General features: G+C 74.8%; 13 protein-coding genes. 7 read left to right on the top strand and 6 right to left on the bottom strand.

Annotated elements, in window-relative coordinates; translation table 11 throughout:
• Positions 1–58 precede the first annotated feature (58 nt).
• Entirely contained in the window at positions 59–604 is a 546-nt protein-coding gene (locus OG715_RS11455; RefSeq protein ID WP_407660965.1) for a DUF1990 family protein, read from the bottom strand.
• The gene (locus OG715_RS11450; RefSeq protein ID WP_266274963.1) at positions 601–1,509 is read right to left on the bottom strand and encodes a YndJ family protein; all 909 of its coding nucleotides are present in this window, start codon (positions 1,507–1,509) and stop codon (positions 601–603) included. The genes OG715_RS11455 and OG715_RS11450 overlap by 4 nt, the downstream gene beginning before the upstream one ends.
• A gap of 191 nt (positions 1,510–1,700) precedes the next feature.
• Between OG715_RS11450 and OG715_RS11445 the strand changes: the two genes are divergently transcribed.
• A complete protein-coding gene (locus OG715_RS11445) occupies positions 1,701–1,970 on the top strand; it encodes a DUF1876 domain-containing protein (protein ID WP_266274965.1) in 270 nt (89 codons plus the stop codon).
• A gap of 228 nt (positions 1,971–2,198) precedes the next feature.
• On the opposite strand, the gene OG715_RS11440 is transcribed toward OG715_RS11445, so the two are convergent.
• The 4 genes from OG715_RS11440 to OG715_RS11425 form a co-directional block, all read right to left on the bottom strand.
• The gene (locus tag OG715_RS11440; protein ID WP_266274967.1) at positions 2,199–2,639 is read right to left on the bottom strand and encodes a PPOX class F420-dependent oxidoreductase; all 441 of its coding nucleotides are present in this window, start codon (positions 2,637–2,639) and stop codon (positions 2,199–2,201) included.
• A 479-nt stretch (positions 2,640–3,118) separates the two neighbouring features.
• Positions 3,119–4,651, bottom strand: a complete 1,533-nt coding sequence (locus OG715_RS11435; RefSeq protein ID WP_266274969.1) for an MFS transporter — start codon at positions 4,649–4,651, stop codon at positions 3,119–3,121.
• 99 nt (positions 4,652–4,750) lie between these two features.
• Positions 4,751–5,416 (bottom strand): TetR/AcrR family transcriptional regulator, encoded by a 666-nt coding sequence (locus OG715_RS11430; RefSeq protein WP_266274971.1) that lies wholly within the window; start codon positions 5,414–5,416, stop codon positions 4,751–4,753.
• Positions 5,417–5,665: 249 nt separating this feature from the next.
• A complete protein-coding gene (locus tag OG715_RS11425) occupies positions 5,666–6,256 on the bottom strand; it encodes a GNAT family N-acetyltransferase (RefSeq protein ID WP_266274973.1) in 591 nt (196 codons plus the stop codon).
• A 168-nt stretch (positions 6,257–6,424) separates the two neighbouring features.
• Here OG715_RS11425 and OG715_RS11420 point away from each other — a divergent pair, with 168 nt between their 5' ends.
• From OG715_RS11420 to OG715_RS11395, 6 genes are read left to right on the top strand one after another with little or no spacing between them, the layout of a single operon-like run.
• Positions 6,425–7,717 carry an ATP-grasp domain-containing protein gene (locus tag OG715_RS11420; protein ID WP_266274975.1) on the top strand — a complete coding sequence of 431 codons (1,293 nt, stop codon included), beginning with the start codon at positions 6,425–6,427 and terminating at the stop codon, positions 7,715–7,717.
• The gene (locus OG715_RS11415; protein ID WP_266274977.1) at positions 7,714–8,646 is read left to right on the top strand and encodes a Rossmann-like domain-containing protein; all 933 of its coding nucleotides are present in this window, start codon (positions 7,714–7,716) and stop codon (positions 8,644–8,646) included. The genes OG715_RS11420 and OG715_RS11415 overlap by 4 nt, the downstream gene beginning before the upstream one ends.
• Positions 8,643–9,803 carry a PLP-dependent cysteine synthase family protein gene (locus OG715_RS11410; protein WP_266274979.1) on the top strand — a complete coding sequence of 387 codons (1,161 nt, stop codon included), beginning with the start codon at positions 8,643–8,645 and terminating at the stop codon, positions 9,801–9,803. Before OG715_RS11415 ends, OG715_RS11410 begins: the two co-directional genes overlap by 4 nt.
• Positions 9,800–10,975 carry a dipeptide epimerase gene (locus tag OG715_RS11405; RefSeq protein ID WP_266274981.1) on the top strand — a complete coding sequence of 392 codons (1,176 nt, stop codon included), beginning with the start codon at positions 9,800–9,802 and terminating at the stop codon, positions 10,973–10,975. Before OG715_RS11410 ends, OG715_RS11405 begins: the two co-directional genes overlap by 4 nt.
• Complete coding sequence (locus tag OG715_RS11400) at positions 10,972–12,177, top strand: MFS transporter (RefSeq protein ID WP_266274983.1); 1,206 nt, start codon at positions 10,972–10,974, stop codon at positions 12,175–12,177. The genes OG715_RS11405 and OG715_RS11400 overlap by 4 nt, the downstream gene beginning before the upstream one ends.
• Positions 12,174–13,049, top strand: a complete 876-nt coding sequence (locus OG715_RS11395; protein WP_266274985.1) for a class I SAM-dependent methyltransferase — start codon at positions 12,174–12,176, stop codon at positions 13,047–13,049. Before OG715_RS11400 ends, OG715_RS11395 begins: the two co-directional genes overlap by 4 nt.
• Position 13,050 lies beyond the last annotated feature (1 nt).

The following is a 13,050-nucleotide window of genomic DNA, read 5'->3' as shown; positions in this document are numbered from 1 at the left end:
CAGAGGTGGTGGTCGGTGCGGAGTAGGAAGTCGACTTCGCCGACTTCCTACTCCGTGTCTACCGGGGTGCCCGGGTGGCGAGGTGGGTGAGGGCGCGGGCGCAGCGCTGGGCGAAGAAGCGTTGGGCGAGGGGGAGGAGGGGGCCGGCGAGGCGGGCGTACCAGCGTTGTGGGCGGCTGAAGGCGTTCAGGGTGAACCAGACCGCCCCGTCCGGCGCGAGTTCCACCACGAAGGTCTCCTCGCCCACCGCGAGGTGCCCCCGGCGGGTGCCGTAGGTGAAGCCGTAGCGGTCGTGCTCCCCGTCGGCGGTGCTCCAGACCACCCGGCACGGGGCGCCTGCCCGCAGCGGGCCCAGGCCGATGCCGCAGTGGACCGCGACGCCGCGTGCGGCCCGGTCGGCGTCGGTGGTGATCCGGACACCGGCCGCCCGGTGCATCCGCCAGTCCAGTACGGCGGCCCCGGCGGCGTCGAGGGCGGCGCGGCCGTGGCCGAGCAGGGCGCGGTGGCGCAGGTGGTTGTAGCCGGTCGGCAGTGGGGCGTCGAGGCGGGTGCTGGCGCCGACCTCGGGGTAGTTGAGGTCGTCCAGCGGTGCGACGGCGTTCATCGAAGGGCCTCCTGCGGGATCGGCGGCATCGGCGGGACAGGCGGGACAGGCGGGACAGGGGCGACGGCGAGGCGGGGCCAGGCGAGCAGCGAGCAGAGCGCGAAGCCGAGCGCGTTGCCGACGCCGTGGGTGGCGGCCATCCAGCCGAGGGTGGGGTGGGGGAGTCCGGTGGCTTCGCCGAGGGCCCACCAGAGGGCGAGCAGCATGGTGACGGCGAGGACGGCCGCCGAGACGCCGAGCAGTAGGGGCGTGCCGGTGAACCGGGGGGCGCCGCTGCGGTCCTCGGCCCGGGGGCGCAGGTCGCGCCAGGTGAGCAGGCCGACCAGCCACATGCCGGCGGTGAGGACGGTGGCGCCGACGAGTTCGGCCCAGTCCCCGACGAAGTAGCCGCCGAGGACCAGCAGGGTCCCGGTCGGGACGCTGAGCGCGGCCCACCGGGCGGCGGGGCGGTCGGGGACGGCGCGGCAGACGAGTCCGGCGACGAGGGCGGCGGTGAACCCGGCGTAGTGGAAGTGCGGGACGGTCAGGGCGAGGATGTCGAGGTCGAAGCCGAACAGCTGGTACCCGGCGCGTTCCGCGACCAGGGCGAGTCCGGCGATCGAGGGCATGGCCAGCGCGGTGAGGACGGCGATCTCGGCCGGGGCCAGGGAGCGGGTGCGGGCCAGCCGGAGCGGGGCGTGGGCGGCGACGGCGAGGGTGCCAAGGGCGTAGCAGGCGGCGGCGCCGGTGGCGAGCGGGCCCCGCGGCAGCCACAGCGACAGTGCGCCGGGGACGGCGGCGAGCGGCCAGAGGCGGCGCAGCCGGACGAGTCCGGGTTCGTCGACGAGTGCGAGGCCGAGCGGGACCACCGCGCCCATGCCGAGCAGGACCAGCAGGTCGACCAGTTCGGTGGTGCCTCTGCCCATGGCGGTCGGAGCTCCTTGAACGCGTTCAAACTTCCCTTGCGCGCCGACTCTACGCGCGGCATTGAACGCGTTCAAGTTCTGGTTCCGGGGCAGCGGGGACGGCCTGCCCTGGTGTTCGCGAGGGGCGCGGCGCACCCTGGAGGAGTAGGAGGGGTGACCGGACGAGGAGCGACCGCCGGAGGTGATCCGCCATGCAGACTCTTGTCGGTTGGCACATCGAGATGGAGTTCCGCGAGGAGGGGCCGCGGACAGCCGCCGCCGCCCTGCTGCGACTGGGCGACGGATCGGAGCTGCGCGCACACGGGTACACCAGCCGCCACCCGTCGGACCCGGAACAGCTCAAGGTCGGTGAGGAGATCGCCGCCGCGCGGGCGCTCAACGACCTCGCCTCGCAGTTGCTCACCAAGGCCCACGGTGAGATCCAGCAGGTCAGCCCCGTCCCGACCCACCCGCTGTCGTGACACCGTCGGAGGGTGCCGCGGGCCCGGCCCCCCACCGCTCGCGCATCCCGCTGATCTGCCCGAGGTGCGGGAAGGAGCAGCGGGTGGTGCCGGGCGGGGCGGGCCGCGCGGTCAAGGTGGTGCACGCCGGGACCGGCCAGGAGGCCTGCGAGCCGGGCGACCTCGCCCGCGCCCCGGAGAACGGCACGGCCTGAGCCCGGGCCGGCCCAGGCCGCGTGCCGCGGCAGGTCAGTTCGGGCAGTACGTGGTCGGCACCTGCCACTCGGGCCCGATCAGCCGCTGCTCCAGCTCGTTGAGCGTGATCCGGATCCCGATCGTCCCGGCCAGCCCGAGCCGCATCCGGCTGCGGGCCAGGACCACGAAGGCCGACAGGCCGTACTTGTTGATCAGCGACGCGCGGTAGCGGGCGGTGGCGTCCTCGTCGCAGACGGCGGCGCGGGCCGGGAGCTGGGCGCCGGTCGGGCGGCCGTGCGAGTCGCAGGGGCCGACCAGCACCTTGGGGTGGCGGCGGATCCGTTCGGCCTCGCCCGAGTGGGCGGGGGTCCAGATGCCGAGCGCGGTGCCGTCGGAGACGACCCAGCTCTGGGAGTGGACCTGGCGGCCGTCCTCGCCGTAGGAGGTGAGCAGGAGGTATCTGCTGTCGGCGAGCTGGTCGGTACGGTCGTGCACGGTGTCCTCCCTCTCCGGTCCGGCGGGCGGTCGCGCCGGCGCGGCCCCGGAGGTCGGGGTGACCGGTGCTCCCGTGGCGCTCCACAGGGGCGTGCTGCTCGCAGGCGGTGCGGTGCTCCGCGGTGGGGCCCGACGGTCCGGGTGCCTCCGCCGTACGACCCACGGGACAGCCTGGCACGGGTCCGGTCAAGGACCCCGGCCGGGTGGGCCACTCCATTGTCGTCCGGGGCGGCCGCCGTTTCGAGGGCTCGGGGGCGTTCGAAAGCGGCGAACCGGTGCGGTCCCGCAGGCGTGGGCGGGGGGCGTGCGCCGCCGCAGACCTGAACGGCTGCCGTTCGACGGCGACAGAGGATCCCACCCGGACGGCGTAGACACGGACGCAGGCACCGGCACGGATGCGGGAGAACGGCGAGCGGCCCGCCCGGTGTCCTGAAGACACCGGACGGGCCGCTTCGCACCGTCGCGCTACCCCGCGAGGGTCAGTGCACCAGCACCGGCACCTCGTTGGCGTCCGCCGCACCCGCGCCCGAGCCCTCACCGGCGCCGCCGGCCCCGGGGCTGCCGGCGTTGATCAGGACGAAGGCCAGCACGGCCGCCAGGGCCAGGATCCCGAAGGACCACCAGATCGCGGTCGAGAAGCCGTGCACCATGCCCCCGAACTGCACCGCCTTCGCGGCGGCCGGGCTGGTGGCCTCGCCGGCGTGGGCCGCCAGCCAGGTGGTGGTGGCGCTGGCCGCGATGGTGTTCAGCAGCGCGGTGCCGATGGCGCCGCCGACCTGCTGCGAGGTGTTGACCATGGCGGAGGCCACGCCCGCGTCGCGCGGCTGGACGCCGTGCGTGGCGAGGCTCATCGCCGGCATGAACGCGGTGCCCATGCCGAGGCCCATCAGGACCAGACCGGGCAGGATCAGCGCCGGGTAGGAGGTGTCCACGTCGATCTGGGTCAGGATCAGCATGCCGACCGAGGCCAGCAGGAAGCCGGGCGCCATCAGGTACCGCGCCGGGACGCGGGTCATCAGGCGGGCGCCGATCTGGGTGGAGCCGGTGATCATGCCCGCCACCATCGGCAGGAAGGCCACGCCGGTCAGCACCGGGCTGTAGTCGAGCACGATCTGCAGGTAGTAGGTCAGGAAGAGGAAGAGACCGAACATGCCGATCACGGCCAGGCCCAGCGACAGGTAGACGCCGCCGCGGTTGCGGTCCAGCACGACGCGCAGCGGCAGCAGCGGCGCCTTGACCTTGCTCTCGACCAGGACGAACGCGGCCAGCAGCAGGGCGGCGGCGACGAACAGACCGATCGTCATGCCCGAGCTCCAGCCGTCCGACTCGGCCCGGGTGAAGCCGTAGACCAGCGCGACCAGACCGGTGGTGACCAGCAGCACGCCGGGCACGTCGAGCTTGTTGCGGTTGCGGCCCTCGGCGGGCTCGCGGATCACCATGACGGCGCCGACGGCGGCGACCACGGCGAACGGGATGTTGACGAAGAAGGTCCAGCGCCAGTTCATGTACTCGGTGAGCAGGCCGCCGAGGATCAGACCGATCGCACCGCCACCACCGGCGATGGCGCCGTAGATGCCGAACGCCTTTGCGCGCTCCTTGGCCTCGGTGAACATGACCGCCAGCAGCGAGAGCGCGGCCGGGGCGAGCAGGGCGCCGAAGACACCCTGGAGGGCGCGGGCGCCGAGCAGCATCGCGGTGTTGGCGGCGGCGCCGCCGAGCGCGGAGGCCAGCGCGAAGCCGGTCAGACCGACGATGAAGGTGCGCTTGCGCCCCCACAGGTCGGCCACCCGGCCGCCGAACAGCAGCAGTCCGCCGAAGGCCAGCGCGTACGCGGTGATCACCCACTGGCGGTTGCCGTCGGTGATGCCGAGGTCCTTCTGGGCGGACGGCAGCGCGATGTTCACGATGGTGGCGTCCAGGACGACCATCAGCTGTGCGAGGCCGATGAATATCAGGGCCTTCCAGCGCCTCGGATCAGGCTGCAGGGAGGGCAGGGCGTCGGTTTTCGACATGGAGGTACTCACTTCACGGTGCGAGGTGTGCGGAACACGTGCGGGGCAGTGCAAGGGGCAAAGGGTTAAGGGGAGGAGAACAGCGGCGGACGCGTCGGATCAGTGGTCGCCGTGGAAGTCCTCGAAGGTCGCGGCCCGGCCGGGCAGTGTCGAACGGGCGGGCGCCCGCATGCCGTCCAGGAACAGTTGCAGGTGCCGGTGGACGAATCCCTCCAGGATGTGGCACGAGGTGCCCGGCAGCGGGCGGGTCAGCTGGCTGAGCGCGATGAACAGGTCACCGTGGGCGACGTCCGGACGGATCTCGCCCGCCGCCTTCGCCCGGTCCAGCAGATCGCCGACGACCAGCAGCAGGCGCTCGCGTGCCTCCGCCAGGTCCGGATCGTTCAGGTCGACCTGGTTGGTGAGCATCGGGCAGAGCGCGCCGACCTTCTCGTCGACCGTCTCGTGGGCGAACCGCTCCAGGGCGTCGAACGGGCCGGCGGCCTCGGTGGCGGCCCGCTCGGCGATCGCCACGATGCGGTTCTTGACGAGAAGTGCCACCTCGCGGATCAGTGCCGCCCTGGTGGGGAAGTTCCGGTAGAGCGTAGCGTTTCCGACGCCTGCCCGCTTCGCAATTTCGTCCAGCGGCGCCTCGGCGCCGTGCTCGACGAACGCGTCCCGGGCTGCCAGCACGATCCGCTCACGGTTGCGGCTTGCGTCCGCACGCAGTCGGGGCGTGCGGGCCGGTTCCGTCGTCGGGGTCGGCCGGACGGCGGCGGTGCTCATGGCTCTGCTCCTCCCGAAGCATACAAGTTCCGGGGAGAAACTCCCCGCTTAGTCCTACGAAGGGCTAAACGGGGAATCGCTCCCCGGAAATTTCACGCTTCGGTGTGACCTGAGTCACATCACCGTCCGTGCTTCGGGCATCCCGCCACCGTCACGGCCGCCGTCACCGTCGGCCGCACCGCCGACCGCTGACCGCACCGCCGACCGCTGACCGCGCCGCCGCCGCGGGGGCGGCCCGACGGTCGAGGGTCACCCCACCGCGACCCGCGCCCCGACGCCCGGACCGGTGCGGACGGGCCGGTGCAGCGGGATCTCGAAGTGGACGGTGGCCACGCCGGGGCCGTGCTCGCCGCTCGGGCGGGCGTCGTGGACCTCCTCGGCGAGGCTGCGCCAGAACGGCTCGGCGCCCGGGACCGCCGTGTTGGTGTGCAGGTAGAGCCGCCGGTAGCCGCCCTCCGCGGCGGCGAACGCACGCGCGCGCTCGACGAGTTCGCGGGCCAGACCGTGCCGCCGGTGCTCCGCCCGGACGTACACCCGGACCAGCTGGGCGGTGGTCCCCGAGGGGTAGCGCTCGGCGACCTCGCGCGGGTGCGGCGGGTGGACCGGCCCGGTGGAGTGCAGCGCGGTGGTGGCGACCACCTCCTCGGCGTGGACGGCGACCAGCAGGGCGTGCCGGGGGTGGTCCAGGTAGTGCCCCTGGAGGTCGACCACATCGGCGTGCCACTCGGGCACATAGCCGTAGCCGAACTCGCGGTAGAAGGTGTCGAGGATCAGCCGGCGCGCCCCGGGCACGTCCTCCGGCACGGCATGACGGATCACATAAGGAAGTTGACGCTGCATCAGAAGCTCCGACCGAAGGTGGGGCGGGAGGGTGATGGTCAGCGTACATGAAAACCACTTTCATCTGACACGTTGGCGGACGTGCGGTCCGGCGTGTTGAAAATGAAAACGAATCCCGTTACCGTCCTGCCTGTCCACCGATCGTCGTGTCCGTCGAAGGGGAGAACCGTGGCGCATCTGCTGGTGATCGAGAGCTGGGTCGGCTCCATGAGCAGGCTGCTGCCGAGGGCCCTGGGGGAGAGCGGCCACCGCTTCACCTTCCTCACCCGCGACCTGCACCACTACCTGCGCGCCGCCCCCGTCGACGGCCCGCACCCGCTGCTCGCGGCGGAGAACATCCTCACCGTCGACACCAACGACGCGGCCGTGCTGCTCCCGTACGCCGAGCGGCTGCACGGGCTGCTCGGCTTCGACGGGGTGCTCTCCTCCTGCGACTACTACCTCCCCCAGGTCGCCCGGGTGGCCCACCGGCTCGCCCTGCCCGGGGCCGCCCCCGACGCGGTCGAGGCCGCCTGCCGCAAGGACCTCACCCGCCGGAAGCTCGCCGAGGCCGGCGTCCCCGGCCCCGCGTACGCGCTCTGTGCCGACCGCGAGCAGGCCCGGGCCGCCGCCCGGGCGATCGGCTACCCACTGGTGGTCAAGCCGGTCGACCTGTGCGCCGGGATGTTCGTCCGGGAGGTCGTCGACGAGACCGAGCTCCTGGTCGCGATCCGGGCCCTGGACGCGTTCCCGGTGAACGCGCGCGGCCAGCGCCGGGAGCCGGCCGTGCTGCTGGAGGAGCTGCTCACCGGGCCCGAGGTCAGCGTCGAGACGGTCTCGGCGGGCGGTTCCGCGCACGTCGTCGGGATCACCGACAAGAGCGTCGCCGGGGCGCCCGCGTTCGTCGAGACCGGGCACATGTTCCCGGCCGCCCTGGAGCCGGCCGAGGCCAGGGCCGCCGCCGACACCGCCCTCGCCGCGCTGGCGGCGCTCGGGCTGGACCAGGTCGTCGCGCACACCGAGATCAAGCTGACCCCGACCGGGCCCCGCGTGGTCGAGGTCAACCCGCGACCGGCCGGGAACCGGATCACCGAGCTGGTCCGGCGGGTCACCGGGGTCGACCTGGCGGCCGCCGCCGTCGACGTGGCCCTCGGCCGCCGGCCCGACCTGGCCGTCCACCCGACCGGGGTCACCAGCGCGGCGATCGCCTTCCTCGTCCCCGAGGGCGGGCAGGCCGGACTGCTGGACGGCTTCGACGGCGAGGACGCGGTGCGGCGCGACCCGGCGCTGGTCGAACTGGCGCTCGCCGGTGCGGGCCGCGAGGTCCGGCCGGCGACCAGCAACAACGAGTACCTCGGGCACGTCATGACCGCCGACAGCGTCGGGGCCGGGGCGCGCGGCGCGGCCGAGCGGCTGCTGGCCGGGCTCACGCCGCGGCTCACGGCCGCCGTCGGGGCCGAACCGGCGGAGGTGCCCGCATGAGCGCCCCCGCCCCCGCCGCAACCCCCGCCCCCGCCGCAATCGCAGCCCCCGCCGCCACCGCAGGCGTCGCCACCGCGGGCGTCGCTGTCCCCCCGAGCGTCGGTACCCCCGCGCTCGACCTGATCACCGGGCGGGCCCGTACGGGGGCGTACGGGCCCGACCCGGCCTCCCTGCGGGTCGCGCTCGCCTTCACCACCGCCCAGGCGGTCCGGCACGCCGGCCGCGCCTGCGGCTACCGCAACGAGGTGCTCAGCCTGCGGCTCGGCGCCGCCGTCGGCTCCTGCGCCGTCGAGCCGGGGGAACTCCCCGCCGACACCCTCACCGACTGCGTCGGCGCCACCGTCGACGAACTGCTCGACCACCCCCGCGCCGCCGTCCGGGTCGCCGTGCTGGACGCCTACCTCGGCCACTGCCGCCCGCACGGACCGGCCGCGGGTGCCCGCCCGTTCCCGCTGCCTGCGGGCTCCTCGCTGGCGAAGTCCCGCGCCCGCGCCGCTGCCGTGGTGGGGCTGCTGCCGCTCGCCGACGTCCGCCGGGTACTGGTCGTCGGAGTCGTCAACTCGCTCCTGGAGCAGCTTCGTTCGCGCGGAGCCGAGTACGTCCCGTGCGACCTCAAGGGCGGCACCACCGAGTGGGACGAACCGGTGCGTACCGACGCCCTCGCCCACCTCGACACCTGCGACGCCGTCCTCGCCTCCGGCATGACCCTGGGCAACGGCTCGCTCGATCCGCTGCTCGCGCACGCCCGCGCCACCGGCAAGCCGCTGGTGCTGTTCGCCCAGACCGGCAGCGCGGTGCTGCCCCGGCTGCTGGGGGACGGCGTCACCGCCGTCAGTGCCGAGCCCTACCCCTTCTTCTGGCTCGACGGCGGCCCCACCGTGCTCCACCTCTACGGCGGCCCGGCGGCCCGAGGGGGTGCGGCGCGATGACCGCCCTGCTCGATCCGGCCGCGGCGCTGGGCAATCCGGACCTGCTCCCGCTGCTCGGCGGCACCCCGCTGACCCGCATCACCACCCCGCTGCCGCACCCGCACCCCGGCTTCTGGGCCAAGCTGGAGGGGCTGGGCGCGGGCGGGATGAAGGCCCGCTCGGCCGTCGCCATGCTGCGCGGTGCCCGGGCGCGCGGTGAACTCCGCCCCGGAGCCACGGTGGTGGAGTCCACCTCGGGCACCATGGGGGTCGGCCTGGCCTTCGCCGGGCAGGCCCTCGGACACCCGGTCGTGCTGGTCGGCGACAGCGAACTCGAACCGTCCATGCGGCAGTTGCTGCACGCCTACGGGGCCCGGCTGGAGCTGGTCGAGCGGCCGGCCCGGCACGGCGGCTGGCAGGCGGCCCGGCTCGCCCGGTTGCGCGCCGTGCTCGACCTGCTGCCCGACGCCTACTGGCCCGACCAGTACAACAACCCCGACAACGCGGCCGGTTACCGGGCGATGGCCCAGGAGATCACCGCCGAGCTCGACCACCTCGACGTGCTGGTGTGCAGCGTCGGCACCGGCGGGCACAGCGCGGGGCTCGCCGAGGCGCTGCGCCGCCGCTGGCCCCGGCTGCGGATCATCGGCGTCGACTCGGTCGGCTCCACCATCTTCGGCCAGCCCGCCCGGCCCCGGCTGATGCGCGGCCTGGGCAGCTCGATCCACCCGCGCAACGTCGCCCACCAGGCCTTCGACGAGGTGCACTGGGTCGGCCCGGCGGAGGCGGTGGACGCCTGCCGCCGGCTGGCCCGGGGTGCCTTCGTCAGCGGCGGCTGGTCCACCGGCGCGGTCGCCCTGGTCTCGTCCTGGGCGGCCCGGGTCCATCCGGGCGCCGCCGTGGCCACCGTCTTCCCCGACGGCCCGCACCGCTACCTCGGCACGGTGTACGACGACGCGTTCTGCCGGCGGCACGGTCTGGACGCCGAGCGGGCCGCGCCCCGCCCGATCGAGATCCCGCACCCGGCGGCCGTCGAGGTCAGCGGCTGGGCCCGCTGCAGCACCGGCCGGACGGCGCCCGCCCCCGCCCCCGCGGTCGTCACCGTCCCGGCCGCCGCCGTCCCTGTCGTCACCGTCCCGGCCGCCGCCGGACCCGCCCGCACCGAGGAGGACCGATGAGGCTCGACATCCGCACCGGACGGCTCCGCCTGGCCACACCGCTGCGCATCTCCCGCTCGGTGACCACCGAGCGGGACGCCGTCCGGCTCGCCCTCGGCCACGGCGGACTGACCGGCCACGGCGAGGTGGTCAGCAGTCTCCACCTGGGCCTGCCCACCCACCGGATCCACCAAGAACTCGCCCTGCTGCGCCCCGCGTTGGAGCGCCATCAGGACCCCGAGCAGGCCCTTGCCGACCTGTCCTCCGGCGCGCCCCCGTTCGCGGCGCTGCCGGCCGGTGTGCTGGCCGCCGTCGAGGCCGCCCTGCTGGACCTGGTCGGCAAACGGGCCGGCGAACCCGTCCACCGCCTCCTCGGCCGGGCCGACCCGGTCGCCGCCGTCACCGCCCGCACCATCGGCATCGAGCCGCCCGCGCGCGCCGCCGTCCAGGCCGCGAGGCTCGCCGACGCGGGCTTCACCGTGCTCAAGATCAAGGCCGGCAGCGCCGACCCCGGCCTCGACCTGGCCCGGGTCCGGGCCGTGCACGAGGCCGCGCCCGGGGCCCGGCTGCTGCTCGACCCCAACGGCGCCTGGACCCCGGCCGAGGCCCTCCGGCTGCTGCCCGCCTTCGCCGCCACCGGGGTCGAGGCCGTCGAGCAGCCGATCGCCCCGGGCGACCCCGACGCGCTCGCCGCCGTCGCCGAGCGCTCGCCGATCCCGGTGATCGCCGACGAGGACGCCGTCGACTACGAGGACGCGTGCCGGCTCGCCGGGCGGGTCCAGGGCGTCAACCTCAAGCTCGCCAAGTGCGGCGGCGTCCACCAGGTGCTGCGCATCGCCGAGGCCCTGCGCGGCAGCGGCACCGAGCTGATGCTCGGCTGCCTGGTGGCGAGTTCGCTGGGCATCGCGCCCGCCGTCCACCTCGCCGACCGGGCCCGCTGGCTCGACCTCGACGGCCATCTGCTGCTCGCCCACGACCCCTGGCAGGGCATCGGCGGCGCCGACGGCACCGTCCGCACCCCGGACCGGGCCGGCCTCGGCGTGCTGCCCGCCCCCGACGTTTCCGCTCCCGAGGCCCCGGCCCCCGTGTCCCGGGCCACAGCGGCCGGAGCTCCCGCTCCCGAGGCCCCGGCCCCCGCGCCCGACGGCCGCGCCGAGCCGTTCGCCGAGGCCCGACCGGCGGCCGGCCGGTGAGAATACTGCGCGCCGTACGGACCTTCCCACTGCCCGTACGGCTGCTGCTGGTCAACCAGCTCGGCGTCAACACCGGCTTCTACCTGCTGATCCCGTACCTGGCCGGGCACCTCGGGCACGACCTGGGACTGTCCGCGCTCGCCGTCGGCACCGTGCTCGGGCTGCGCAACCTCAGCCAGCAGGGACTGTTCATCCTCGGCGGCTCGGCCGCCGACCGCCTCGGCGCGCGCCGCGTCATCATCGCCGGGTGCGCGCTGCGCAGCGTCGGCTTCGGCCTGTTCGCGCTCGGCGACACCCTCGGCGTGCTGCTCGCCGCCTCCGCCCTCAGCGGGCTGGCCGGCGCGCTGTTCAACCCGGCCGTGCGCACCTACGTCGCCCGCGAGGCGGCGGACCGCAGGGCCGAGGCGTTCGCGCTGTTCTCGGTGTTCGCCACCACCGGCGCGCTGGCCGGCCCGCTGATCGGCACCGTCCTGCTGCTGGTGGACTTCCGGGCCGCCGCGCTCACCGCGGCCGGCGTCTTCGCCGTCCTCACCGTCGCCCAGGCCTTCGCCCTGCCCGAGCGCGCCGCCGAGCCCGCCCCGCGCGGCGTGCTCGCCGACTGGCGCGAAGTGGCCTCGGACCGGCGGTTCCTGGCCTTCTCCCTGGGCATGGTCGGCCTGTTCGGCATGGAGAGCCAGCTCTACCTGCTGCTGCCCGACGCGGCCCGCCGCGCCACCGGCTGGGAGGGCGCCGTCAGCCTGGTCTTCCTGACCGCCACCCTCGCCAACCTGACCCTGCAACTGCGCATCACCACCCGCCTGCAGCGGCACGGCCCGCCCTCCCGCTGGATCCCGCTCGGCCTCGCCGTCTCCGCCACCGGCTTCCTGCTGCCGCTCGCCGCACCCGGCCTGCCCGGCGTCCTCGGCGGTGTCCTGCTGCTCCAGCTCGGACTGATGACCGCGCAGCCCTTCGTCCTCGCCCTGATCCCGGCCTTCGGGCGCGACGGCCTCACCGGCACCTACTACGGCCTGTACTACGTGGTCTCCGGCTTCGCCGCCGCGCTCGGCAACACCCTGGTCGGCCGGGCCATGGACAGTGCCGCCACCGCGCCCTGGCTGCTCTGCGCCGGTCTCGGCCTCGCCTCCGCCACCGCGCTCGCCCGGCTGCACCGCGCCGGGCGGCTCCCCGTCCCCGCCCGCCCCCTCCCCAGCGAGGCCCGATGAACCGCCGCCCGACCCCGCCGCCCCCCGCCGGGACCCACCGGAACCTGCTCACCGACCGCCCCGAACTCTACGAACTCCGCTTCCCCGACCCGGAGTCCACCGCCGCCCGGTGGGCCGAGGCGATGCTGCGCGCCCACGGCGCTGGGCCCGAGGTGCTCGACCTCGGCTGCGGCACCGGGCGGGACGCGGCGTGGCTGCACCGCGTCGCCGGGCGCACCGTCACCGGCCTGGACAGCTCCCCGGAGATGATCGCCCACGCCCGCTCCCGCCACCCCGGACCGGCCTACCACGTCGGCGACATGCGGGACTTCGCGCTGCCCGGGCGGTTCGACGCGGTGCTCTGCCTGGACAGCGCACTGCTCCACTGCCACACCAACGAGGACCTCGACGCCCTCTTCGGCCGGGTCCGCCGACACCTGCGCCCCGGCGGACTGCTGGTCGCCGAGATGCGCAACGGCGCCTTCTTCCTCGGGCGCACCGAACTCCTCGACGCGCCGAGGCTGGACAGCATCACCCACGAGGGCGTCACCCTCACCTCGCGCACCGTGCTGTGGATCGACCACGCCGCCCAACTCCTGCGCCGCACCCGCAGCTGGGCCGGGGACGACGGCGCGCCGCCGGTCGAGCAGCACTCCGCCTGGCGGCTGCTCTTCCCGCAGGAGCTGCGCCACCTGCTCGCCCACCACGGCTTCACCGTCCTCGCCCTGCACGACCGGCCCGGCCCGCGCACCGACCCCCCGTGGACGGACGGCACCCCGGGCACCTCGGGCACCGCAGGGACCGGTGGCACCCCCGGCACCCCCGAGACCGCCGACGGCGACCGGCTGCACCTGGTCGCCCGGCTCGAACCCCCCGCCCGAAAGGGAAGTTGAC

This window comes from Kitasatospora purpeofusca, from assembly GCF_036010405.1.
Lineage (GTDB): Bacteria > Actinomycetota > Actinomycetes > Streptomycetales > Streptomycetaceae > Kitasatospora > Kitasatospora purpeofusca.
This window is presented reverse-complemented; position numbering and strand designations above follow the sequence as displayed.